Genomic DNA, 24,767 nt, shown 5'->3' on the forward strand with positions numbered 1-24,767 from the left:
AATTCGATGTGTCGAAACCCGCCTCGGCTTCGGTTAGTGTCGCCGCAACGTCGGCGAGGGAGGAGTTTTGCCGTGACCGATCAGCCAGACCGCGACCAAGCACGAGATCCCCAGGATCTGGAGCGCCTGCTAATTGATCGGCAATGGGCGGGAGACATTGAGGGCATGGTAGCGCTGTTCGAACCCGATGCCGTCATCGACACCGGAGCAGCCGAATTGACGCGTGGCCATGAGGCGATCCGCGCTTTGTTCGAAGCCTTTGCCGCGAGCTGGCGAAAATTCCAGCGCGGCGAGCAGCGCCCGGCGGCCATTAACGGCGACCTCGCGTTGACGTCGACCAGGCTTGCCGACGGCTCGATAACCTCAGAGGTCGCGCGCCGGCAGGCCGACGGCACATGGCTGTGGGTGATCGACCGCTATTCTGTCGTGTGGTGATCCAGTCAGGGCGTCGGCGGCACTTAACTGCCGATATGTCCCCTGCCCTGCGCCTGCGCAAGTTCGACCTGGCGCTGGCGCTCGGCATAGCGGGTGCGATCCTCATCCGAGCGTGCCTCGTAGCAATGCGGGCATGACACGCCGGTGGAAAAATGCGGCGACAGCCGGTTCTCCGGCGTCAGCGGATGCCGGCAGGCGCGGCAGAGTTCGGCCTCGCCTTCGGTCAACCCATGCGACACCGAGACCCGCTCGTCGAAGACGAAACACTCGCCCTGCCACAGGCTGTCTTCGGCCGGCACCTCTTCAAGATATCTGAGGATGCCGCCCTTGAGATGGAACACATCCTCGAAGCCGAGCGACTTCACATAGGCCGTCGCCTTTTCGCAGCGGATGCCGCCGGTGCAGAACATCGCAACCTTGCGGCCGTCGAGTTGGTCGCGGTGTTTTTCCACCCAGGCCGGGAATTCGCGAAAGCTCGACGTGCGCGGGTCCACCGCGCCCTCGAACGTCCCGATCGACACTTCGTACGCGTTGCGTGTGTCGATGACGATGGTGCCGGGGTCCGAGATCAGCGCGTTCCAGTCGGCCGGCGCGACATAGGTCCCCGCACCCGTCGCCGGGTCGAGGTCTTCGACGCCCATGGTGACGATCTCGCGCTTCAGCCGCACCTTCATGCGATGGAACGGCATTTCGGCGGCAGTGCTGTATTTGACCTCGAGATCGGCAAGACCCTCGATGGCCTCGAGATAAGCGATCAGGTCGGCTATGTCGGCTTCGCTGCCGGCGACCGTGCCGTTAATGCCCTCCTGCGCCAGAAGCAGCGTGCCCTTGATGCCGCGCCCGCAGCAGAAGGCGGCAAGCGGCGTGCGCAAGACCCGCAGCGCCTCGAAGTCGCCCAGCCTCGCAAATTTGTAGAGCGCGGCAACGCGCACGGGTTCACGGTTGGTCATCGCCAAGCCACTAAACCGTGGTCAAAGCGGATTCAAGGCAGAGCTAAAGACACTTCGTCGGTATTCGCCCGCAGGCTCGTTGGCCGACATGTGACATCGCGGCAGGCCGGGTTTCGTGGACTCGGAATCGGCCTTCTGCTAATCGGTTGAAATCACCTAGGGAGAGACAAGCCAATGCTCAGCAAGACCGAAACGCTCCTGTCGCTGCTCAATGGCCAGCCGGTCATTCCGGTGCTGAAGATCGCCAATGTCGCGGACGCCGTCCTGCTCGCCCGGGCGCTGGCCGCCGGCGGCCTGCCGGCAATCGAGATCACGTTGAGAACCGCCGATGCGCTGGAAGCGATCCGCCGCGTCGCCGGTGAGGTCGAGGGCGCCATTGTCGGCGCCGGCACAATTCTCGATGCCAAGCAGTTCGACGAGGCAGCGGCCGCCGGATCGAAATTCATCGTCAGCCCCGGCATCACGCGAGAGTTGCTGGCGGCGACCAAGGACAGCGACGTTCCCTTGCTGCCCGGCGCCATCACGCCCGGCGAGATCATGGCTGCCCGCGAGGCCGGCCTGCGGTTCCTGAAATTCTTCCCGGCCGAACAATCCGGCGGCATCGCCTCGCTGAAGGCCTTTGCCTCGCCGCTGGCCGACGTGAAATTCTGCCCGACCGGCGGCATCTCGGCCAAGAACGCCGCCGACTATCTCAGCCTGTCCAACGTTATCTGCGTCGGCGGCTCGTGGGTGGCGCCGGACGAGTTGGTCAAGGCCGGCAAGTGGGATGAGATCGAGGCGCTCGCACAGACCGCGAGCAAGCTCGGAAAATAACCTCCGCTACTTTGTCTTTGCGCAATTCCCAAGGGAAGCGCTCCGCGCTTTTCCGGGAAAATCACAGTGTTCCCGGAATTGCACTCGGCACAAAAACCCGCCAGCTGCGCCGACCGGGTTTGCTACGCGTTGAGATTTTGGTTCCCGCTCATGGGCTCGAACCACGATTCACGCCTTCAAAGGGCGCTGTCCTACCATTAGACGAAGCGGGAATGCAGCTTGGTGGTTAGCATTCTGTGGCGATGGAAGCCAGTGCTCGAGATCTCGCTAAAAACAAAAGCCGCACAGGTTGCCCAGCGCGGCTTCGAGTCGATAACGCCCCGGTCACGCCCTTACTTCGTCTGGAAGCGGGCGACCGAAAGGAATTTTACGGCATTGCCGGTGAAGCGGTTGGCATCGGCCATCTGGTTGTCCGCCTGGAAGCCTGCGGTGTAGACCTCGCTCGGCGGCGTATGCACGATGTTGTAGGCATAGCGCGGCGCTGTCGTCGGGCTGGAAACGGTGGCGATGTTGTCGCCGCTGCTCAGCGCCCAGCGGGCCGCCTGCGGTTCGGCCGCCACCACCACTGCCTTCGGTCCTGGCTTCAGGTCGCGGGCCGAAGCCCTGGCTTCCTTGCGTGTCGTCTTGACGCCGGCGCCGATCACCGAGGCTGGATCGGTACCGGCGGGACGGGCAGCAATAGCGCCGCGCGGCGATGCGGCATCGACACCTGACGGATCGTTGAACGCAGAGCGCGGCTCAAGCGACGCAACCTGATAGTCGTCGGTAGCACCGGCTGTATCGGCGGCGCTGGCCTGTTCGAGAACCGCCTTGACCTCGTCCGGACGCTGCGACGGCAGCACCGAGAACGCGTCGGTTGCGGTCTGCTTGTGGGCAGCCGTATCGGCCAGCGCCAGCAGAACGCCCTTGTCCTGCGGCGCAAGCTCAGCCGGCGGCGAAGAGCGGTCGGGACGCCAGGTCGGCAACGGGACGTTGACCGCGACCTGCGCCGGAGCGGCAGCTTGATCGGCCCCCTGGTCGGCATTGCTCGCATCGGCCGTGCCGAACGGCACATTGGCCGGCGCCTGCGCCGTCGCCACCGTCTGTTCGGTGGTGGCATCGGCCACGCCGAACGGCACGGTCTCAGGTTGTTGCGCGCCGACATCGGCCTTCGGCCGCGGTGCGAAAGCGGGCAGCGGCACTTCCTTGGCGGGCAGCGCGGCGATGATCGTCTCCGGCGTGTCCTGCGGCTCCGCATCGTCAGCGCTGTCGTCGGCAAGCTGCGGAATGTTGGCGCGCTTGGCGTTCTGCGGCGACACGATCGCGATGCCAGGCAGATTGCTGTTGTTGTTGCTCGTGGCAGCCAGCACCGGCTTCACGCTTCTCGGCGGCGGCGCGGCGGTAGCGACATCGGCGCTGTCGTCGGCTTCGTCTTCACCGCCACCGCCAAAGAACGCGGACAGGAAGCCACCGGATTTCTTGGTGCTGCCGCCTGCGCTGGCCATCATGATGGCAGGAGAACCGGCGCCCTTGCGTGCCTTGTAGGAGGCGAGCGCTTGGTCATAACCCGGCAACGGCCTGCCGTCGCTCGGCACATGCAGCGTCTTGCCATTGGGGAACAGGCTGACCAGTTCCTGGCGGCTGATGCCTGGCCAATGCCGCACATTGCCGACGTCCATGTGGACGAAGGGCGAACCCGACGACGGATAGTAGCCGACGCCGCCGCCCTGCATCTTCAGGCCGATGTTGCGCAGCTTTTTCAGCGGCACACCCGGAATGTAGAAGTCCATCGCCTTGCCCAGCATATGCTGGCTTTCCTTGGCGACACCGCGGCTGCGGCTGCGCAGCATCGAATTGGTCGACGGCGAGCGATAGCCGCAAACGACCTGGATGTAGTCGGTGGCGCCGGCCTGCCGGTAAGCTTCCCACACCAGATCGAGCAGGCGCGGATCCATCTTGGTCGGTTCGTTGCGACGCCAGTCGCGCAGGATGATGTTGATCTTCCTGAGGCCTGCCGGATCGTAGCGGCCATTGCGCTTGTAGACGATCTCGGCCTTTTCGTGCGTGTGGAGGTGATAGAGCTTGAGCGAGCGCGTTTCAGCGCTGGCGCCGGCAGCAGTTGCGGCGAGGAAAGCGAACGCAACGATCAACGCTGCCAGCCATCTCGGCCAGACGCCCATGTGATCGCGCCGCCCGTTTCTGTGTCGTTCGACTTTGTTCAAATCAAAAGGCCTTGCAGGCTGCCGTTTGTCCCCGGATTTGTCCAAACGGATGCGTGGTTCTCACATCCGAATATCGATCCTAATGGTTAATCATCGCTTATTGAAGCCGAAATGCGGTAACACCGTGGCGATATCCCGTCAAAAATAATACACAGGATTTCTTGGTAAACTGCTGGTTTAGATCAAGATTCAGCCTTTTCCCGCTACACGATCTGTTACCGCTGGCCTTAATGCGTGAACAACGGCGTCGCATCAGCCATATTCCCGCCCCAACCCCTTATGCAGCGCCGGATGTGGCATGGCAAGCTGGTCCCGGCGTTGCGTTGGCAAGCTGTGGAATTCGGCGTTCAGGAGGCAAGGCGGTCGAGGCGGCCGGTTTCCGGGTCGATGCCGTATTCCTTGAGCTTGCGGTAGAGCGTCGAGCGGCCGATGCCGAGACGCCGTGCGACCTCGCTCATCTGGCCGTTGTAATGGTCGATGGCGAGCTTGATCATTTCGAGTTCGACATCGGCCAGCGCACGCACATTGCCACGCTCGTCCAGCGCCCTCAATGTGCCGAAACGCTGAAGCAACCTGGCCGGAGGGGCGAGCTCGGCAGCTGCCGTACCGGCGTCATCAGTCTGCGCGCCATCGCCTTGCGATCCGGTGCTCAAGGCCATGCCGGGGTCCGACAAGGACGCATCGGCGTCGAGATTGACGGTGCCGTCGACCTGCGCCCGGATCTGCGGAAATTCGTCAGTCGTGAGCACATCGCCTTCGGCAAGCACCGAGGCCCTGAACACGGCGTTTTCCAGCTGCCTGATGTTTCCCGGCCAATCATAGGCCTGCAGCATGGCCAGTGCGGCATCCGAGATGCCGTGCAGGCGATTGCCCGCCGGCGCCACCTTGTCCATGAAATGCTTGACCAGATAGGGGATGTCGTCGCGGCGGTCGCGCAGCGGCGGCACGACGATCGGGTAAACGTTGAGCCGGTAGAACAGGTCCTCGCGAAACTTGCCGTCCTTGACCTGCTGCAGAAGGTTGCGGTGCGTGGCCGAGATCAGCCTGATGTCGACCCTGACGGTGGAACGGCCGCCGACCGGATCGACCTCGCCATCCTGCACGGCGCGCAACAGCTTGACCTGCACGTCGAGCGGCAGGTCGCCGATCTCATCCAGGAACAGGGTGCCCGAATGCGCCTCGACGAACTTGCCGGTGTGCTTTTCGGTGGCGCCGGTGAACGAACCTTTTTCGTGACCGAACAGGATCGATTCGACCAGATTGTCGGGGATGGCGCCGCAATTGACGGTGACGAACGGCTTTGTGCGGCGTTCGCCGCTGCCCTGGATGGCGCGCGCCACCAATTCCTTGCCGACGCCCGATTCGCCCTCGATCAGGATCGGGATGTTGGAGGCCGCAGCCTTCTGGCCGAGGCGGATCACCCGGTCCATCGCCGGGCTGTGCGTGATCATGTCCTTGAAGGTCAGGTGGCCGCCGCGACGCCGCGACGTGCGCTTGACCTCGTCCTCGACCGCCTCGACCTTGAGCGCGTTGCCGATCGCGGTCTGCAGCCGGTCGGGAGACGCCGGCTTGACGACAAAATCGAAGGCGCCGTGGCGCATCGCCGAGACCACCGTTTCGATGCCGCCCTGCGCAGTCTGCACAATGACGGGAACAGTGATGCCGCGCTCGCGCATCGCCTTCAGCACGCCGATGCCGTCGAGGCCCGGCATGACAAGGTCGAGGATGACTGCCGAAATATCCCTCGCATTGGGTCCGTCAAGCGCGCTCAGACCGGCCTCGCCGCCATCGGCAACGATGGCGCTGTGGCCGAATTTCGTCACCGCCGCTTCGAGCAGCCGGCGCTGCACGGGATCGTCATCGACTATAAGAATGGAACCTGTCATGACTGATTTGAGTTGCCCGCCTGGGAAATTCCCATGGATCATCTTGGCACAGGGTTCTAAACAAGGTTTCAAAAAACCCGGTGAACGAATTCCTTAGGATTTGACCGGCTTGTCCTTTCCCCTTGATTCCAGAAGGTAATTGTTGATGAGCAGGATTCTCGGTCGGCAGCTTGCGGCGGTAGCGTCCGGTCAGGGCGCGGCGGAACTCGGCGACCTGCCGGAATGGAATCTCGCCGATCTTTATTCCGGCATGGAGGCGCCCGAACTGAAGCGCGACCTTGCCAAGGCGGCGGCCGATGCCGTCGCCTTCGAGAACCGCTGGAAGGGCACGCTGGCTGCGGAGGCCGAGCGCGGCAGCGCCGGCAGGCTTGGCGAGGCGCTGACAGCCTATGAGGCGCTGGAGGAACTGATCGGCCGCATCGTGTCCTATGCCGGCCTGATCTATGCCGGCAACACCGCCGATCCGCAGCGCGCAAAGCTCTATGGCGACATCCAGGAGAAGATGACCGACGCCAGCGCGCATCTTTTGTTCTTCGCGCTGGAGCTGAACCTGATCGACGACAAGGCGCTAGAAGCAGCCCTCGCCGCCGACGCCGGCTTTGCCCATTACCGCCCCTGGGTGCTCGACCTCAGAATGGACAAGCCCTACCAGCTCGAGGACCGGGTCGAGCAGCTGTTCCATGAGAAATCGATCACCGGACGCGGTGCCTGGAACCGGCTGTTCGACGAGACGATGACCGATCTGCGCTTCGACATAGACGGCGAGGAACTGACGCTGGAGCCGGCGCTGAACCGCCTGCAGGACGCCGATGGGGAGGTCCGCCGCCGCGCCTCCGAAGCGCTGGCCGCAACCTTCCGCAAGAGCCTGCGCACCTTCACGCTGATCACCAACACGCTGGCCAAGGACAAGGAGATTTCCGACCGCTGGCGCGGCTTCGAGGACATCGCCGATTCACGCCATCTCGCCAACCGCGTCGAGCGCAGCGTGATCGATGCGCTGGCGTCGGCCGTGCGCGAAGCCTATCCGCGCCTGTCGCATCGCTACTACGCGATGAAGGCGCGCTGGCTCGGCATGGAGGTGATGAACCACTGGGACCGCAACGCCCCCTTGCCCGAGACGCCGCAGGCCGTGATCCCTTGGGACGACGCCAGGAACACCGTGCTGTCGGCCTATCAGCGCTTTTCCCCCGATATGGCGGAGATCGCCCGCGTCTTCTTCGACCGCAACTGGATCGACGCGCCGGTCAGGCCCGGCAAATCGCCCGGCGCCTTCGCCCATCCGACCGTGCCTTCGGCGCACCCTTACGTGCTGCTCAACTACATGGGCAAGCCGCGCGATGTGATGACGCTGGCGCATGAACTCGGCCACGGCGTGCATCAGGTGCTGGCCGGCGGCCAGGGCGCCCTGATGGCTTCGACGCCGCTGACTTTGGCCGAGACGGCCTCGGTATTCGGCGAGATGCTGACCTTCCGTTCGCTGCTCGACCAGACCACCGACAAGCGCGAGCGCAAGGCGATGCTCGCCCAGAAGGTCGAGGACATGATCAACACGGTCGTGCGCCAGATCGCCTTCTACGAGTTCGAGCGCAAGGTGCATGCCGAGCGCAAGAATGGCGAACTGACCTCCGACAAGCTCGGCCAGTTCTGGCTCGAGGTGCAGGCCGAAAGCCTGGGGCCGGCGATCAAGCTGCGCGAGGGCTATGAGGTCTTCTGGACCTACATCCCGCACTTCGTCCACTCCCCCTTCTACGTCTACGCCTATGCCTTTGGCGACTGCCTGGTGAACTCGCTCTACGCGGTCTACCAGAACGCCGAGCATGGCTTCCAGGACAAGTATTTCGAGATGTTGCGCGCCGGCGGCACCAAGCATCACTCGGAGCTTCTCGCCCCCTTCGGCCTCGACGCCACCGACCCCGCCTTCTGGCAGATCGGGCTTGGCGTGATCGGCGGCCTGATCGACGAGTTGGAAGCGCTCGACAGTTAATGCGCGCACCCATTGGACCGATGGCGCAGAGTGACAGGTTCAGCAGCGGTCTCGACTTTGCTGAATCGCAGAACAGTTTAGCCGGAATGCATGTGACGGCAGCGCTGTTCTTGTTCTAAATACCTGTTCTTGAATAACTCTCCGGCGAAATTTTCCGTTAGCTTTCCCGAAGCCGTATGATAGCTTTCCGACCGAAGCTCAGCCGGGCGCGCGGCTTAAGGCCGGACAGCATCCCGGCCCATGGCAGCGGCCTGGCGGATGCGACAGCGACGGTTGGCAATGGGCGGCAAAGCCGAACTACGACAGTCGACGACAGACCGGCTGTTCCCTGAGCCGCCGAACCACATTGGATGATCCGATCTGCCAAGGTCATGACTTGGGACGGCGGCGGACGGATCCGACTGGAGAGAGACGATGACCTTCTTTTACATTGTCCTGGCGTTCCTTGTAGGCGTGTTGGTTGGCTGGTTTATCTGGGGCCGGCTGCGCGGCGAACTTGACAGCCTGCGCGGCGATCTCGACCGCACCCGCAGCGAGCGTGACAGACTGCGCGCCGACGCCGATCGTCTGACTGGCGAACTCGACGCCTGCGGCAAGACCCGCGCCGATCTCGAACGCCGGCTGCGTGAAACATCAGCTCCATCCGCCAAGCCTTCAAGTTCGGCGCCGGCGACGCTGGTATCGACAGCGGCAAAGGCCAAGTCCGCCCCGGCCGCGAAACCGGCCCCCGCCAAACCCGCCGCGGCCAAACCAGCTGCGGCCAAATCCGCGGCCGCAAAACCAGCGGCCAGCAAACCTGCCGCCGCCAAGGCCGCGCCCAAAGCCGCTGCTTCAAAGCCCGCCGCCGTCCCGAAGAAAGCCGCCCCGGCAGCTGGGAAGGCCGATAATCTGCGCCGCCTGATCGGTATCGGCCCGGTCAACGACAAACTGCTCAAGGGCCTTGGCGTCACGACCTACGCGCAGATCGCCGGCTGGACCGCGGCCGACGTCAAGCGCATCGAGGACACGCTGAATTTCGACGGCCGCATCGCCCGCGAAAAGTGGGTCGAGCAGGCCAAGCTGCTTGCCACCGGCGACGAAAAGGAGTTCGCACGCCAATTCCCGAGCGCCGGGACCGCCAACAACAGCTGATCCGTCATCGGCAACATAACCAGAAGGCGGCGCTTTCGGGCGCCGTCTTTGTTTTTGCATTCGCCACTGTCTTTGCGCCCTGCGACGCCGCTCCCTCGATTGCACGCCGCCCGGCCCCCATATAGAGCGGTTCTGGCGTCATCGACCGCAGTACCCGAGCCCCATGCCCCTGCCCTCTGCCATTTTCCGCAACGATGAAAGCGGCCGTCAGTTGGTCTTCGACCACCAGGCCGACATCATCATTGCCTATGATGCCAAGGATTTTCTGCCGGCGCTGGTGGCCGCGCAGGCGGCGAGCGATGCCGGCAAATGGCTGGCCGGCTATTTCTCCTACGAAGCGGGCTATCTGCTCGAACCGAAACTGGTGCCGCTGCTGCCTGAAGGCCGGCGCGCGCCACTGGTTTGTCTGGGTGTGTTCGATGCTCCGGTCGAAGAGGCCGTGCCGCGCAACGATGCGCCGGCCACCAATGGCCCCATCCTCGACGCCAAGGCCAGTTGGTCCGCTCAGGACTACGCCAAACGCTTCGCGCGCCTTCACGACCACATCCGCAAGGGCGATTGCTACCAAGGCAACCTGACCTTTCCGGTCCGTGCCCAATGGTCGGGCGATCCGCTTGCTGCCTTCGACGCACTGACAGGACGCCAGCCGGTCAAGTATGGCGCGCTGATTTCGCTCGGCGATCCCATCGTCTTGTCGCGTTCGCCCGAGCTGTTCTTCGAGATCAATGCCGAAGGCATGATCGAAACCCATCCGATGAAGGGTACCGCACCGCGCGGCGCGACCAAGGCCGAGGACGCGCGGTTGAAGTCCTTCTTGCGCAGCGACGAAAAGAACCAGGCCGAGAACCGAATGATCGTCGATCTCCTGCGCAATGACATCTCGCTGATCAGCGAGGTCGGCACGCTGGAAGTGCCGGAACTGTTCCGCATCGAGAGCTACCCGACCGTCCATCAGATGGTGAGCCGTGTGCGGGCGAAGCTTCTGCCTGATCTCGGCATCCGCCAAATCTTTGGCGCGCTGTTTCCCTGTGGCTCGATCACCGGCGCGCCGAAAATCCGCGCCATGGAAATCCTGCACGAGCTGGAAGAGACACCGCGCGACGTCTATTGCGGCGCCATCGGCTGGATCGCGCCTGCCGGCATGATGCGCTTTTCGGTGGCGATCCGCACCATATCGCTCTTTTCCAGTGGCGAGGCCGTTTACAATGTCGGCGGCGGCGTCGTCTTCGATTCGACGGCGCAAGAGGAGTATCAGGAGTGTCTGCTGAAGGCGCGCTTCGCGACGGGGACACCGCCGATTTCGAGCTGATCGAGACGATGCGCTGGGAGCCCGGCCAGGGCTTTCTGCGCTTCGAACGCCATCTCGCGCGCCTTTACGGCTCGGCGGAAGAACTCGGCTTTGCCTGCGATCCGCAGCGGATCGGCGAGGTGCTGGCGAATACTATCGGGGCGCAGCAAAAGGCGCTGCGCACCCGGCTCGTCCTGCAGTGCAATGGCGAAGTGACCGCCTCGGTCCAGCCCTATGAGCCGTTCGCCGCCGACAAGGTCTGGCGGCTGCAGCTGGCACGGGTGCGGCTCTCCTCCACCGACACGCTGCTGCGCCACAAGACCGGCCGGCGGCAAGTCTACACTCACGCCCGCTCCGAATATCTGATCACCCAGGCCGACGAAGTGTTGCTCGCAAATGAGCGCAGTGAAATCTGCGAAGGCACCATCACCAACGTCTTCGCCGATTTCGGTGATGGCATGCTGATGACACCCAGGCTCGACTGCGGCCTGCTGCCTGGCGTATTGCGCGCCGAGCTGCTGGACGAAGGCCGCGCCCAGGAGGCGATCTACAGCTATGACGAGTTGAAATCCGTCAAAACACTGTTCGTCGGCAATTCTCTGCGCGGCTTGATCCCGGCAACATTGGCCTGATACGAAGCGGCTGCGAGAATAACCGCCGGCATTGGACACTTTCTAGCGAAGCATGAATTCTCGTCAGCCCACGCACACGCCCTATGATGGCTCCTCAAAGCTCTTCACCATCGGGCTGAAGCCGCTCGAGCTCGACAAGTGGATCGAGGTCGACCGGTATCTCTTCGACCATCTCGCCGAAAAGCGCCGGCTCTATGCCGAGATTCCCGACAAGGTGTTTGTCGAGGAAGACGGCACGCGCGACACCCAGCGCGAAGTGCGCGGCCTCATCGAAGCACATCTGCTGTCGACATTTCCCGGGATGTACCGGCGCACCAATGCCGGGGTTGAGGTCATTGGCGCCAAAGCCGACTCTGACGCCACCTTCCCCGATGCCCCGCTGGTCGCAGCGTCGCTGCTCGTCCAGGAAGACCTGATCCTGATGCGCCGTGACGACACCGGCTGGCGGCTCGCCGCCGGCTCGCTGTGTTTCCCGTCATCCTGGTCGCTGGTCGAGAAATTCGGCCGGCCGCTGCAGCAGATCCACGCACCGGTGCCGGGCTTCGGTCCGGGCACCAGGCCGGCCGAGCTCATCAACCGCATGTTCGACGGCCTTCAGGGTCAGGCCGTCGAACGCTTCAACTGGTCGATCCAGGCCGGCGACGCGCTCTATCACCCGCTCTCCAATGTCGAGCGCATCGACCGCGCCACCAGGCGCCCCTCGCGATTTCCCGACGGCGACGTCAACACCCACGCCTTCATCCGCGTGGAGCGCCAGACGCTGCGCAAACTGCCTCTGTCGCGCGACATCCTGTTCACCATCCGCATCCATCTCGACCCGCTGAAAGTGCTGGCGCGGCATCCCGACCGGGCAACGCTTGCCGCCTCTTTCGCGGCGCAATTGCAGGCGCTGGATGAGGCTCAACTCGACTACAAGGGGATGACATCAGACCGTGACCGGCTGGTGCAACGCCTGCAAACCATGGCTAAGGAGTGACGATGATCCGACATGTTCTGAAGCTAGCCGTCCTGCTCGGTGCATTCCTGGCGTTGCCGGCAACAGCGCATGCGGAACCGGTGACCTATGCGGGGAAGCTCGGCAACATCGACATCGTCGTCGAGTTTACCGGTGATCCGGCGACGGCTGGAGAGGCACTGGCGGCGCGCTATTTCTACCGCTCCAAGGGCGTCGATATTCCTCTGCAGGCGAAGTCGAGCAAGGGCGCCACCTTTCAATTGGCCGAGGAAGAAGCCTGCGATGCCAAGAAGTGCGGCGACGGCCAGGCTCCACCCATCGGCGCCGTCTGGCGGTTGAGTTCCGCCGACAAGGGCAAGACGCTGGAAGGCACCTGGACGGCCAAAAAGACCCTGCCGCTGAAGCTGACAAGGATCGCCAGCCGTGCCCAGACGGAGACGCCGGCGACGACGCCACGCGATCTCTATGATTTCACCGACATGACATTCTCGGGCGACGATGCGCCGATCACCATGGCGGCATCGCCCTACGACTATCTCAAGCTGGATTTTGCGCCCAAGGCAGACGCCAAGGAAGGTTGGCCGGATGCAGCCTACAACTATGTCACCGATCCGCGCACCAAATTCGCCAGGCCGCGCATCGTCGATCTCGCCGGCAGGGCGCCGATCGAAGCCGCCAATGCCTTGCTGCAGAACCGCCATTGGCATGACAGCCTCAGCGCCTTGACGTGCGCGGCGCTGCAATATGCCGGTTTCCACGACGGGCCGCCGATGGAGGGCATGGACGACGATTCGCTTGGCGGCTATGAAGACACGACGTCCAAAGTTACGTCATTGACGCCGAAGCTGATGAGCTGGTCGGAATCCGGCAGCCTCTATTGCGGCGGTGCGCATCCGAACAACTATTCCGACGCCTATGTCATGGACGTGCGCCGTGGCGCCTTGCTTACCCTTCAGGACATGTTTTCCGATACGGTCGACGGCAAGCCAGGCCCCTCGCTGGCCACCTTCGTCAAGGAGAAGCGCAAGAAGCCAAGCGACCAGACCGAGGTGGATTACGAGGCCGAATGCGGCATCGACGATTTGATCGGCGACTATCTCGGCGCCAGCCTGAAGCGCGATGGCGACAGGCAGGTTCTGGTCTTCGGACTGCAAGGTTTGCCCAACGTCATCCAGGCTTGCGCCGGCGATCTCGTTGAAATCCCGGACTCCGAAGCACAAGCGCTGCTCACGCCGGAATTCGCGAAACTGCTCGAACCGTAGGCGCATCTGCGCCGTCGGGAACTAACCTTATCCCTGCTTTTCGCTTTATTGTGACAATGATCTATGGTTTGTCGCGCGGCGGTCGAACGGCCGTTTTGGCGCGTTGCTTGAAGGAGTGCTCGATAAAATGGCGAATGAAAACTGGCCCGTTTACGGTGAAATCACCGGCCCTGTCGTGATGATCGGCTTTGGTTCGATCGGACGGGGAACGCTGCCTCTGATCGAGCGCCATTTCAAATTCGACAAGTCGCGCATGACGGTCATCGACCCGCTCGACACCGACCGCAAGCTGCTCGACGAGCGCGGCATCGCCTTCGTGCAGGAGCACGTGACCGAGAAAAACTACAAGAAACTGCTGACGCCGCTTTTGACCAATGGTGGCGGCCAGGGCTTTTGCATCAATCTGTCGGTCGATACCGGCTCGGTCGACCTGATGCGGCTCTGCCGCAAGCTCGGCGTGCTCTACATCGACACCGTCGTCGAGCCGTGGCTCGGCTTCTATTTCGACGCCAAGGCCGACAATGCCAGCCGCACCAACTACGCGCTGCGCGAAGCCTTGATCAAGGAGAAGCACGACAAGCCCGGCGGCGCTACCGCGGTTTCGACCTGTGGCGCCAATCCGGGCATGGTCTCGTGGTTCGTCAAGCAGGCGCTGCTGAACCTTGCCGGCGACCTCGGCCTCGAGTTTTCCGAACCCGCGCAGGACGACCGTGACGGCTGGGCGAAGCTGATGAAGAAGGCCGGCGTCAAGGGCATCCACATCGCCGAGCGCGACACCCAGCGCACCAAGAAGCCGAAGCCGATGAACGTGTTTTGGAACACCTGGTCGGTCGAGGGTTTCATCTCGGAAGGGCTGCAGCCGGCCGAGCTCGGCTGGGGCACGCATGAGAAATGGATGCCGAAGAACGGCAAGGAGCACAAGCATGGCTCCAAGGCTGCGATTTATCTCGAACAGCCCGGCGCCAACACCCGCGTGCGCTCCTGGTGCCCGACGCCGGGCGCGCAATACGGTTTCCTGGTGACGCACAATGAGGCGATCTCGATCGCCGACTTCTTCACCGTGCGCGGTAAGAAGGGCAAGGTGCAATACCGCCCGACCTGCCACTATGCCTATCACCCCTGCAACGACGCCGTGTTGTCACTCCACGAAATGTTCGGCGCTGCCGGCAAGCCGCAGCCGGTCCACCATGTGCTTGACGAAAACGAGCTGGTCGATGGCGTGGACGAGCTTGGCGTGCTGCTCTACGGCCATGCCAAGAACGCCTACTGGTACGGTTCGCAGCTGTCGCTGGCCGAAGCCCGCAAGCTGGCGCCCTACCAGAACGCTACCGGCATGCAGGTCACCTCGGCCGTGCTCGCCGGCATGGTCTGGGCGCTGGAAAACCCGGAAGCCGGCATCGTCGAGGCCGACGAGATGGACTACAAGCGCTGCCTGGAAGTGCAGTCCCAGTATCTCGGACCAGTCAAGGGCTACTACACCGACTGGACGCCGCTCGATAACCGTCCGGGCCTGTTTCCCGAGGACCTCGACAAAAGCGACCCGTGGCAATTCCGCAACATCCTCGTTCGATAGCGGTTCCATACCCCTGCCTCACTGCCTTGCAATCGCCCGGAAATCGGGCGATTGAAGGGATGCGGACGAGAGCAGTGTGCATCCATTTGGACGCACGAGGGACGGCTCTGGAAACTTGAGGCCACGCACATCGTGTTCTCCAAAACGTCGTTTGACGATTGGGCCGATGCGTCAGGAGAGGATTTGATATGACGATTGCGCGCAAAATTCTTTCTGCGGGCGCGGCGGGCGCTCTTGCGACGATGCTTGCCGCCTGCACCACCGGCGGCTCCGACGGGCCACCGATCTCATCGCAGGCGCGAGGCGTCGAAGGCTCATGGCTGAACGCCGAAGGCAAGGCGGTCTCGACATTGAACGGCGGCGTCTTCACCACCGTTTCGGCGGAGACCGGTGAGAAATTCGCTGACGGCAGCTACACCAAGACCGGCGCCACCTCGGTCGAGATCAACGGAACCTCGCTTATCCGGCAGCAGCCAATCGCTTTCAACTGCCTGCTGGTGTCCATAAACCAGCTGAATTGCACCAGCTCCGCCGGGCAGAACTTCGTGCTGACCAGGCGCGGCTGAACCTTTCCCATGCGGCTTTGCGGATGGCGGCGGCGCGATGCCGCCGCCTTTTTATGCCGGCAAACCGATGCCGGTTATCCGCCCTGATTCTTCTTGCATCGCCACAACCGCGATGTGAACATACCCGAAATGCTGGCTGTTATCCTGCAGTCGGGCAAGAGCGTTAAACGCCTTTGATCATATCCGGGAGACGAAGATGAAGAAGCTCGCCGCCATTGCCGCCCTCTCTGCCTCGACACTCGGCCTGTCGGCCGCACCATCCTTTGCCGACTACACGTTGAACATCCTGCATTTCAACGATTGGCACAGCCGCATCGAAGGCAACAACAAATACGAGTCGACCTGCTCGGCCGAGGAAGAGACCAAGGGTGAGTGCATCGGCGGCGCCGGCCGGCTGGTCACCGCGATCGCACAGGAGCGCAAGAAGCTCGAAGGCCAGAACGTGCTGCTGCTCAATGCCGGCGACAGCTTTCAGGGATCGCTGTTCTACATCACCTACAAGGGCACGGCGGAGGAGGAATTCCTCAATCAGATCAAGCCCGACGCGGTGACGCTCGGCAACCACGAATTCGACGATGGCGAGAGCGCGCTGGTGCCTTATCTCGACAAGGCGAAGTTCCCGATCGTCAGCGCCAATGTCGTGCCCAACGACAAGTCCGGCGCCGCAGGCAAGATCAAGCCGTCGATTGTGCTTGAGGTCGGCGGCCAGAAGATCGGCATTGTCGGCGCCGTGACCAACGACACGCCGGAACTCGCCTCTCCCGGCCCCAACATTACCATAGAGGACGACGTGAAGTCGATCACCGCCGAGGTCGAGAAGCTGAAGGCGCAAGGCGTCAACAAGATCATTGCCGTCACCCATATCGGCTACAGGCGCGAGCGCGATGTCATCGCCAAGATCCCGGGCATCGATGTGGTGGTCGGCGGCCACAGCCATTCGCTTCTGTCCAACACCGACCCGAAGGCGGAAGGCCCCTATCCGACGATGGTCGACAACCCCGACGGCTCCAAGGTGCCTGTCGTGCAGGCCGCGTCCTATTCGAAATATCTCGGCGAATTCAAGGTCGTGTTCGACGACAATGGCAACGTCAAGGAAGCCAGCGGCGACCCGATCTTCCTCGACAAGTCGATCACTCCCGATCCGGCCGTTCTTGCCCGCATCAAGGAACTCGGTGCGCCGATCGAGGCGCTGAAGAACAAGGAAGTGGCCGAGACCACCGAGGCCATCGACGGCAGCCGCGAAAGCTGCCGCACCAAGGAATGCGCGATGGGCAACCTCGTCTCCGACGCCATCCTCGACCGCGTCAAGGGACAGGGCGTCGAGATCGTCGTCTCGAATGGCGGCGGCCTGCGTGCTTCGATCGACAAGGGCACCGTCACCATGGGCGAGGTGCTGACCGTGCTGCCGTTCCAGAACACGCTGGCGACCTTCCAGATTTCCGGCAAGGATCTGGTTGCCGGGCTGGAAAACGGCGTCAGCCAGGTCGAGGACGGCGGCGGCCGCTTCCCGCAGGTGGCAGGTCTCAAATACTCCTTCGACAAGTCGGTCGCGCCCAATGCCGGCCGAGTCAAGTCGGTCGAGGTGATGCAGAACGGTGCCTGGGCGCCGATCAATCCGGACAAGGACTATCTGGTCGCCACCAACAATTACGTCCGCCAGGGCGGCGACGGCTACAAGGTCTTCGCCGAGAAGGCCAAGAACGCCTATGATTACGGCCCGGGCCTCGAACAGGTGGTCGCCGACTATCTCGCCGCGCACCGGCCCTACACGCCCAAGCTCGACGGCCGCATCACCGAGGTTGCCGCAACCGTAGCGGCTGCCCCGGCCGCCGAGCCGGCAAAACCAGCCGAACCGGCACCTGCTCCAGCGGAACCGGCAAAACCGGCCGAGGCTGCACCGGCGGAGCCGGCGATGCCCGCATTGCCGGCAGGCTCCGGCGACATCACCACCACGCCGCCGACTGTCCCGGCGGAAACCGCCCCGGCAACGCCGGCTCCGGCCGAACCGGCAAAACCGGCCGAAGCCGCACCTGCTCCGGCAAAGCCGGCTGACGCCGCCCCGGCCGAAGCCAGCCATGTCATCGTCGCCGGCGATACCTATTGGGATCTCGCCAAGAAGGCCTACGGCGACGGCGCCAAGTGGAAGGTGATCTCCGAGGCCAACAAAGGCTACGAACCACGCCGGCTTCCTGTCGGCGCGACCTTGACCATTCCGGCGAAGTAACCTCGCTTCGCACTTGCGACCAGCAAAACCCGTCCGGGTAACCGGACGGGTTTTTGGCTTTCAAGGTAAGGTGCGGCCAGACGCAGCATTGAAAACTTGCTCCGCATCGCTAGTTTCGCCCGACATCGTCGGTTTTCGCGGTGTCGGGAGACCTTCATGACGCTTTCCACGCCTGTCGACCCCAAAGCCGCGAAAGCGCTCGACCCGCTACCGGCCGGACATCCGCCGGTAAAGGCAGGCAAGATCGGCGTCATGTTGGTCAATCTCGGCACGCCCGACGGTACCGATTTCAAGCCGATGTGGCGCTATCTCCGCGAATTCCTGTCCGATCCGCGCGTCATCGAACTCAACAAGGCGATCTGGTATCCGATCCTCTACGGCTTGGTGCTGACCACCAGACCGAAGAAGTCCGGCGCCAATTACGCCAGGATATGGAACCGCGAGAGGAACGAGTCGCCGCTGCGCACCTACACCCGGGCGCAGGGCGAAAAGCTGGCCGCAGCGCTCATCGACCTACCCGATGTCGTGGTCGACTGGGCGATGCGCTACGGCAACCCCTCGACCGCGAGCGTCGCTCAAAGGCTGGTCGAGCAAGGCTGCGACCGCATCCTGTCGTTCCCACTCTACCCGCAATATTCGGCGACCACGACCGCCACCGCCAATGACCAGCTTTTTCGCGCGCTGATGAAAATGCGTCGCGCACCGGCGGTCCGCAGCGTGCCGCCCTACTATGACGAGCCGGTCTACATCGAGGCGCTCGCCCATTCGATCGAACGGCATCTGGCAACGCTCGACTTCGAGCCGGAGGTGGTCATCACCTCCTATCACGGCATCCCGAAGCCCTATTTCGAAAAGGGTGATCCCTATCACTGCCACTGCCAGAAGACGACACGACTGTTGCGTGAACGACTGGGGTGGGATGAAAAGAAGCTGATCATCACCTTCCAGTCGCGCTTCGGCGTCCAGGAATGGCTGCAGCCCTACACCGACAAGACGATCGAGAAACTGGCGAAGGACGGCGTCAAATCGATCGCCATCGTCAATCCAGGCTTTTCCGTCGACTGCATCGAGACGTTGGACGAAATCGGCCGCGAGGCGGCCGAGACCTTCCATCACGCCGGCGGCGAGAAATTCGCCCACATCCCGTGCCTCAACGACAGTGCAGAAGGCATGGCGGTGATCGAGGCGATGGTGCGGCGCGAGCTGTCGGGCTGGGTCTGAGGCCGCCACGTTGCGGCGATCGACCGCCGCAGTTGCGCTATTCCATGCACTAATAATCAACGATCACCTGATTGTAACATTATTGAAACACACCTAAGTGTTTGGTGAAGTCGGTTGCATGGAATCAACGCCATGGCCGGCATCTGAGGGAGATTCAAATGGACTTCAGTGGTTTCGGTATTGCGATTGGTGCGCTTGCCTTTCTGGTATTGGTGCTTCTTATCAAAGGCATCCGGACAATCCCGCAAGGCTATAATTATACGGTGGAGCGCTTTGGTCGTTACACCAAAACACTAAGCCCCGGCCTCAACCTCATCGTGCCGTTCGTCGACCGCATCGGCGCCAAGATGAACATGATGGAGCAGGTGCTCGACGTTCCGAGCCAGGAAATCATAACGCGCGACAACGCCATTGTCGGCGTCGACGGCATCGCCTTCTACCAGATCCTCAATGCGGCGCAGGCCGCCTACCAGGTCGCCGGCCTGGAGAACGCCATCCTCAATTTGACGATGACCAACATCCGTACCGTCATGGGCTCGATGGACCTCGACGAATTGCTGTCGAACCGCGACGCCATCAACGAACGGCTGCTGCGCGTGGTCGACGAAGCGGCCCATCCGTGGGGCATCAAGATCACCCGCGTCGAGATCAAGGATATCAATCCGCCGGCCAACCTCATCGAATCGATGGGTCGTCAGATGACGGCTGAACGTAACAAGCGTGCGCAGATCCTCGCCGCCGAAGGCCTCAAGCAGTCGCAGATCCTCGAGGCCGAAGGCCGCAAGGAAGCCGCCTTCCGCGACGCCGAGGCGCGCGAACGCTCGGCCGAAGCCGAAGCGCGAGCCACCCAGGTTGTATCGGAAGCCATCTCCAAGGGCGACGTGCAGGCACTCAACTACTTCGTGGCGCTCAAATACACCGAAGCGATGGGCAAGATCGGTACCGCCAACAACAGCAAGGTCGTGCTGATGCCGATGGAAGCGTCGGCACTGATCGGCACGCTCGGCGGCATAAGCGAGATCGCCAGGGAGGTGTTCCGCAGCGAAGGCACCGCCGGCGCCGCCAGGCAGGCCGCCCGCCCTCCGGTGGTTCGCCCGAATGAGAACTGAGACCTGACGAGAACTGAGGTCGCGAGCATGATCCCGAAAAGTGGGAACCGGTTTTCGGAAAAGATCATGCTCCACAGGAAGTAGGAGCGCACTCCCATGTTCGACCGCATCATTTCCGAACTTGGTCCGTGGAACTGGATGGTTCTGGGCTTCGTCCTCCTGGTGATGGAGGTCATCGCGCCAGGAATATTCATGCTGTGGATCGGCATCGCCGCATTGGTGATCGGTGTGATTTCCCTGCTCGTCTGGGACGCAAGCTTCTGGGCCTGGGAAGTCCAGGTCCTCGCCTTCCTGGCCCTGTCGCTGGTCTCGGCCCTTGCCGGAAAGAAGCTGGTTGGTGGGCGTAATACCCCTAGCGACCAGCCGCTGCTCAACCGGCGCGGCGCGCAGTTGGTCGGCAGGATGGCAACGCTGGCCGAGCCGATCAAGGACGGTCGCGGCCGCATCAAACTCGGCGACACACTGTGGCGCGTCTCCGGTCCCGACCTGCCGGCCGGCACGCAGGTGCGCGTCGTCAGTTCGGCCGACACCGATCTGGAACTGACCGTCGAGGCCGTCTGAGCGCCCGAAGGCCCGCAGCGCATTTGGCAGCAATCGAAGCGCGCCGCGTAGGTCACCCCAACGCAATGCGGTTTTAGTTTCCTCAGGCTGCGCCGATACGCAGCAAATCGTGGAAGTGAACCACCCCAACGGGCATCCTGTTTTCCGTCACTACCAGCGCACCGATATTGTATTCGTTGAGAAGCGCGATCGCCGTTCCGGCCAGCGTCTGCGGATCGACCGTCTTCGGCGTGCGGGTCATGATGTCGTCCACGGCGATATCGGCCAGGTTTCGATGCAGATTGCGCGCGACATCACCGTCAGTGATGATCCCGACCAGCTCGCCCTTCCCGTCGACGACACAGACACAACCGACTTTCTTGTTCGACAACGTCATGACCGCTTCCGGCATCTTGGTACCGAGCGCCGCTAGCGGAATCTGATCGCCGACCCGCATGATCTCGGAGACGAGAGTCAGATTGGCGCCGAGCTGGCCGCCGGGGTGGAATGTGCGGAAATGGTCGGGCGTGAAGCCGCGCGCTTCGAGCAGCGCTATGGCCAGCGCATCGCCGACCACCAGTTGCAGCAGGGTCGATGTCGTCGGCGCCAAACCGTGCGGGCAGGCTTCCGGCGCGGACGGCAGGAGCAGCACCACGTCGGCCGCGCGCGCCAGCGCCGAGGCCGCGCCCGCGGTAATCGCAATCAGCGGGATCGAGAAGCGCCTGGAATAGGCGACGATGCCCATCAATTCTTTGCTCTCGCCGGACCATGACATGGCGATGATGGCATCGTCTCTGGCGATCATGCCAAGGTCGCCATGATTGGCCTCCGCCGGATGGACGAAGAAGGCAGGCGTGCCGGTCGAAGCCAGACTGGCCGCGATCTTAGTGCCGATATGGCCGCTTTTGCCGACGCCGGTGACTATGACGCGGCCATTGATGCGCGACACCATGTCGACGGCGCGGGCGAAAGGTTCGGCCAGTTCGTTCTCCAGCGCGGCGGCCAATGCCGCCACGCCGGCCTGTTCCGTGGCTACCGTTCTCAGCGCCGAGGCGATCGAAGCCTCCAAAGGCTTCTTTTCTTGGGATCCCGCATGCATGGCTGATGCGATTAGCGCTTTGCCGTTCGCCTGTCCAACAGAATTGCCGTCCAGCCATGTCCGACGGGCCGCCCTTCAACCCTCCGTTAACCATCCCCGTTTACGGTTCGGTAAGTATGGCGCGCTTGCGCCGCGCAAGCAGTGGTGACGATGTCGCGGGCCCAGCCTCAAGAGAAAAAAGGTCGAACGGGCAGAGCCTTTTGCGCTCTGCTTCTGGCGACGAGCGTGCTCGCTTTGCTGCGGCCAACTGCGCTTCATGCCCAGGAGACCGAGCTGCGCGGCGAGGTTTCGGAATCGGCGATCCTGTCCGACCAGCAGCGCCGGGCCAGGCAATTGAGCAAGGCCAACACGCAGGTCAAGCCCGCCCCTGCCGACACCGCCCCCACGGGAAACACGCCAACGGCCTATGTGCCGGCCAGCGATGGCGCCTTGCCTGACGACACCGACCCGTCACAGGCCGGCGCGAACAGCATTTTCGACCCGCCGGCGACCATCGACGATTCGTTCGCCGACAAGCCGGCAACCGTCCAGCCACGCCGTCCGTCGACGGCAAAGCAACGCGCCGCCGCGGATGCAGACAAGGCCAAGGACAAAACCAAGGCTGCCGACAAGAAGAAGCCTGGCAAAGCCACGGACCAGACCACCACCGGAACGACTCCGGACGGCACTGCGGCAGACGACGCCGATCAGGACACAGCCAACCGCCGTGTCCTCACCGTCGACGGCGTCGACCGACGAAAGCTCGACCCTGGCGCCGAGCGCGCCGACGCCATCGAGGGCCAGAAGAAGAAGCTCGAGGACGACCCGTACGCGGCAACCGGCATCAAGGTCGGCTCGTTCCTGCTGCGGCCGACGCTCGAGCAGGGCGTTGCCGTCACGTCGAACGCCGATTCCAGCGCTGGCGGCAAGTCGGCGGTGCTGTCCGAAACGGCGCTGCGTTTCTCCGCCGCCTCCGATTGGCGCGAGAATTCGGCGGTCATCGACGGCTACGGCAATTTCCGCAACACCATTTCGGGCCAGAAGATCAATGAGGCACGCGGCCGTATCCAAGGCACGTACAATGTCGACCTCGACAATGAACTGCGCGCCATCGCCAAGCTCGGCTACGAGATTGCGCCGGAATCGGCCTCCGCGCCCGACGCCATTGCCGGCGTCACCTCGCAGCCGATCCGCCAGACTGTCGACGGCAGCCTCGCCGTCGAGAAGGATGTCGGCAAGCTGCGCTTTGCGCTGACCGGTGCGGTCTCCCACGACATCTATGGCGACGCCAAGCTAACGGACGGCACCGTGTTGTCGCAGAAGGATCAGGACAACACGCTCTACACCGCAACGTTGCGGACCGGCTATGAAATTTCCCCGGCTCTGACGCCCTTTGCCGAGATTGAGCTCGGCCGCCGGGTATATGACCAACGGATCGACAACAAGGGCTTCGAGCGCTCTTCGACCCGGCTTGGCGCACGCGCCGGTGTCGAAGTCGACATGGGCGAGAAGCTCAAAGGTGAGTTCTCGGCCGGCTGGCTGCGGGAAGCGATCGACGACAAGAACCTGGAGGCGATTTCGGGAGCCACCATCAATGCCGACCTCAAATGGTCGCCCGAGCGCGGTACCATCATCGGCCTCACCGGGCGAACCACGGTCGAAGGCACGACGAATGCCGGTGAGAGCGGCGACATCCTCTATTCCGGCCGCCTCACCGGCGAGCGGCAGATCCGCGCCGACCTGACCGGCAACGCAGCCCTTGGGCTCGACTGGCGCAATTACACCGGCTCCGACGGCCATGACATGACGCTGAGTGCAGAGGCCGGGCTGACCTGGTGGCTGAACCGTTACGTCGGTCTCACCAGCCGCGCCCGCACCGAAAAGCTGACCAGCAATCTGCCCGGGCGCAACTACACCGCCAACAGCATCTATTTGGGGCTGAAGCTGCAGCGGTAGCTAAAAAGCAGCGCCGCGACGCTCGGACGGCTTCATCTCATCGAGCAGCGTGCGGATGACGCCGGCCATGTTCTCGTTCATGTCGCTGCGCCACAGCGCGAAGGCGACATTGGCCTCGACGAACCCTTCCGGCGAGCCGCAATCGAAGGTGCGGCCCTGAAAGTGGTAGCCAAAGAAGGGCTGCTGCTTTTCCAGCTTCAGCATCGCGTCGGTGAGCTGGATCTCGTTGCCGGCGCCCTTTTCCTGGCTTTCCAGGATCTTGAAAATCTCGGGCTGCAGGATGTAGCGGCCGTTGATGTAGAGATTGGACGGCGCGGTGCCGGTCTTCGGCTTTTCGACCATCTCGGTGATGCGGAAGCCGTGATGCGTGTCCTCGCCGCGGCCGACAATGCCGTATTTGTGGGTTTCGGCCGGATCGCATTCCTGCACCGCGATGATGTTGTTGCCGGTCTCCTCGTAGAGCTCGACCATGGCCTTCATGCAGCTCTTTTCGGACTGCATGATCATGTCGGGCAGCAACAGCGCGAAGGGTTCGTCGCCGACCAGTTCCCGGGCGCACCAGACGGCGTGGCCGAGACCCATCGGCACCTGCTGGCGGGTGAACGAGGTCTGCCCCGGGCCCGGCTGCAGCCGCTGCAAGCGGGCCAGCTGATCGTCCTTGCCGCGCTGTGCCAGCGTATCATAGAGCTCGAACTGGATATCGAAATGGTCTTCTATGACCGCCTTGTTGCGGCCGGTGACGAAGATGAAATGTTCGATGCCGGCCTCGCGCGCCTCATCGACGACATACTGGATGACCGGCCGGTCGACGACGGTCAACATCTCCTTGGGAATGGCCTTGGTGGCCGGGAGAAACCGTGTGCCGAGACCGGCGACCGGGAAAACTGCCTTGCGAACTCGCTTCATGCGTCAATTATCCGTTTGAGGGCGTGCCCGGCAATCCCGCCTCGCGACATTTTCGCG

Annotated in this window: 20 protein-coding genes and 1 tRNA gene; 15 read left to right on the forward strand and 6 right to left on the reverse strand. The window is 63.0% G+C overall.

What is annotated here, in order from left to right:
• The first annotated feature begins 72 nt into the window (after positions 1 to 72).
• The gene (locus tag NKJ64_RS04145) at positions 73 to 435 is read left to right on the forward strand and encodes a YybH family protein (RefSeq protein ID WP_023671936.1); all 363 of its coding nucleotides are present in this window, start codon (positions 73 to 75) and stop codon (positions 433 to 435) included.
• Between the two features lie 23 nt (positions 436 to 458).
• Here the strand turns inward: NKJ64_RS04145 and trhO are convergent, their stop codons facing one another.
• Entirely contained in the window at positions 459 to 1,385 is a 927-nt protein-coding gene (trhO, locus tag NKJ64_RS04150; protein ID WP_352462020.1) for an oxygen-dependent tRNA uridine(34) hydroxylase TrhO, read from the reverse strand.
• A 174-nt stretch (positions 1,386 to 1,559) separates the two neighbouring features.
• On the opposite strand from trhO, the gene NKJ64_RS04155 reads away from it, so the two are divergent.
• The gene (locus NKJ64_RS04155; RefSeq protein WP_023804721.1) at positions 1,560 to 2,198 is read left to right on the forward strand and encodes a 2-dehydro-3-deoxy-phosphogluconate aldolase; all 639 of its coding nucleotides are present in this window, start codon (positions 1,560 to 1,562) and stop codon (positions 2,196 to 2,198) included.
• A gap of 138 nt (positions 2,199 to 2,336) precedes the next feature.
• Here the strand turns inward: NKJ64_RS04155 and NKJ64_RS04160 are convergent.
• The 3 genes from NKJ64_RS04160 to NKJ64_RS04170 form a co-directional block, all read right to left on the reverse strand.
• Positions 2,337 to 2,410, reverse strand: a tRNA-Gln gene (locus NKJ64_RS04160).
• Positions 2,411 to 2,530: 120 nt separating this feature from the next.
• Positions 2,531 to 4,357: a peptidoglycan L,D-endopeptidase MepK gene (gene mepK, locus NKJ64_RS04165; protein WP_023686395.1), complete on the reverse strand. Its 1,827-nt coding sequence runs from the start codon at positions 4,355 to 4,357 to the stop codon at positions 2,531 to 2,533.
• Between the two features lie 389 nt (positions 4,358 to 4,746).
• Positions 4,747 to 6,285: a sigma-54-dependent transcriptional regulator gene (locus NKJ64_RS04170; protein ID WP_023686396.1), complete on the reverse strand. Its 1,539-nt coding sequence runs from the start codon at positions 6,283 to 6,285 to the stop codon at positions 4,747 to 4,749.
• 145 nt (positions 6,286 to 6,430) lie between these two features.
• Here NKJ64_RS04170 and NKJ64_RS04175 point away from each other — a divergent pair, with 145 nt between their 5' ends.
• The 12 genes from NKJ64_RS04175 to NKJ64_RS04230 all read left to right on the forward strand — a co-directional run bounded on the left by NKJ64_RS04175 (position 6,431) and on the right by NKJ64_RS04230 (position 20,791).
• Entirely contained in the window at positions 6,431 to 8,269 is a 1,839-nt protein-coding gene (locus NKJ64_RS04175; protein ID WP_352462021.1) for a M3 family oligoendopeptidase, read from the forward strand.
• A gap of 414 nt (positions 8,270 to 8,683) precedes the next feature.
• Positions 8,684 to 9,400: a helix-hairpin-helix domain-containing protein gene (locus tag NKJ64_RS04180; protein ID WP_352462022.1), complete on the forward strand. Its 717-nt coding sequence runs from the start codon at positions 8,684 to 8,686 to the stop codon at positions 9,398 to 9,400.
• A 163-nt stretch (positions 9,401 to 9,563) separates the two neighbouring features.
• Entirely contained in the window at positions 9,564 to 10,709 is a 1,146-nt protein-coding gene (locus NKJ64_RS04185; protein ID WP_352462024.1) for an aminodeoxychorismate synthase component I, read from the forward strand.
• On the forward strand, positions 10,658 to 11,320 hold the full coding sequence (locus NKJ64_RS04190; protein ID WP_352462026.1) for an aminotransferase class IV family protein: 663 nt from the start codon (positions 10,658 to 10,660) through the stop codon (positions 11,318 to 11,320). Before NKJ64_RS04185 ends, NKJ64_RS04190 begins: the two co-directional genes overlap by 52 nt.
• Positions 11,321 to 11,372: 52 nt before the next feature.
• Positions 11,373 to 12,296: a heme-dependent oxidative N-demethylase family protein gene (locus NKJ64_RS04195; RefSeq protein ID WP_352462027.1), complete on the forward strand. Its 924-nt coding sequence runs from the start codon at positions 11,373 to 11,375 to the stop codon at positions 12,294 to 12,296.
• 2 nt (positions 12,297 to 12,298) lie between these two features.
• Positions 12,299 to 13,537: a hypothetical protein gene (locus NKJ64_RS04200; protein WP_352462029.1), complete on the forward strand. Its 1,239-nt coding sequence runs from the start codon at positions 12,299 to 12,301 to the stop codon at positions 13,535 to 13,537.
• 127 nt (positions 13,538 to 13,664) lie between these two features.
• Complete coding sequence (locus tag NKJ64_RS04205) at positions 13,665 to 15,110, forward strand: homospermidine synthase (RefSeq protein ID WP_023828222.1); 1,446 nt, start codon at positions 13,665 to 13,667, stop codon at positions 15,108 to 15,110.
• Between the two features lie 188 nt (positions 15,111 to 15,298).
• Complete coding sequence (locus tag NKJ64_RS04210; RefSeq protein ID WP_023683250.1) at positions 15,299 to 15,676, forward strand: Omp10 family outer membrane lipoprotein; 378 nt, start codon at positions 15,299 to 15,301, stop codon at positions 15,674 to 15,676.
• Between the two features lie 196 nt (positions 15,677 to 15,872).
• Complete coding sequence (locus NKJ64_RS04215; protein ID WP_023695712.1) at positions 15,873 to 17,900, forward strand: bifunctional metallophosphatase/5'-nucleotidase; 2,028 nt, start codon at positions 15,873 to 15,875, stop codon at positions 17,898 to 17,900.
• 156 nt (positions 17,901 to 18,056) lie between these two features.
• Positions 18,057 to 19,121, forward strand: coding sequence for a ferrochelatase (hemH, locus tag NKJ64_RS04220; RefSeq protein WP_023828224.1), 1,065 nt, complete (start codon positions 18,057 to 18,059; stop codon positions 19,119 to 19,121).
• Between the two features lie 158 nt (positions 19,122 to 19,279).
• On the forward strand, positions 19,280 to 20,230 hold the full coding sequence (locus NKJ64_RS04225; RefSeq protein WP_023686408.1) for an SPFH domain-containing protein: 951 nt from the start codon (positions 19,280 to 19,282) through the stop codon (positions 20,228 to 20,230).
• Between the two features lie 96 nt (positions 20,231 to 20,326).
• Positions 20,327 to 20,791, forward strand: a complete 465-nt coding sequence (locus tag NKJ64_RS04230) for an NfeD family protein (RefSeq protein ID WP_023686409.1) — start codon at positions 20,327 to 20,329, stop codon at positions 20,789 to 20,791.
• 82 nt (positions 20,792 to 20,873) lie between these two features.
• Here the strand turns inward: NKJ64_RS04230 and NKJ64_RS04235 are convergent, their stop codons facing one another.
• Complete coding sequence (locus NKJ64_RS04235) at positions 20,874 to 21,869, reverse strand: KpsF/GutQ family sugar-phosphate isomerase (protein WP_023828225.1); 996 nt, start codon at positions 21,867 to 21,869, stop codon at positions 20,874 to 20,876.
• A gap of 150 nt (positions 21,870 to 22,019) precedes the next feature.
• Between NKJ64_RS04235 and NKJ64_RS04240 the strand changes: the two genes are divergently transcribed.
• Positions 22,020 to 23,804 (forward strand): outer membrane beta-barrel protein, encoded by a 1,785-nt coding sequence (locus tag NKJ64_RS04240; RefSeq protein ID WP_031202662.1) that lies wholly within the window; start codon positions 22,020 to 22,022, stop codon positions 23,802 to 23,804.
• Here NKJ64_RS04240 and galU read toward each other — a convergent pair whose 3' ends face one another.
• A complete protein-coding gene (gene galU, locus NKJ64_RS04245; RefSeq protein ID WP_023828227.1) occupies positions 23,805 to 24,710 on the reverse strand; it encodes a UTP--glucose-1-phosphate uridylyltransferase GalU in 906 nt (301 codons plus the stop codon).
• Positions 24,711 to 24,767 lie beyond the last annotated feature (57 nt).

Source organism: Mesorhizobium sp. M0062, assembly GCF_040323125.1.
In the GTDB taxonomy this organism is placed as follows: Bacteria; Pseudomonadota; Alphaproteobacteria; order Rhizobiales; family Rhizobiaceae; genus Mesorhizobium.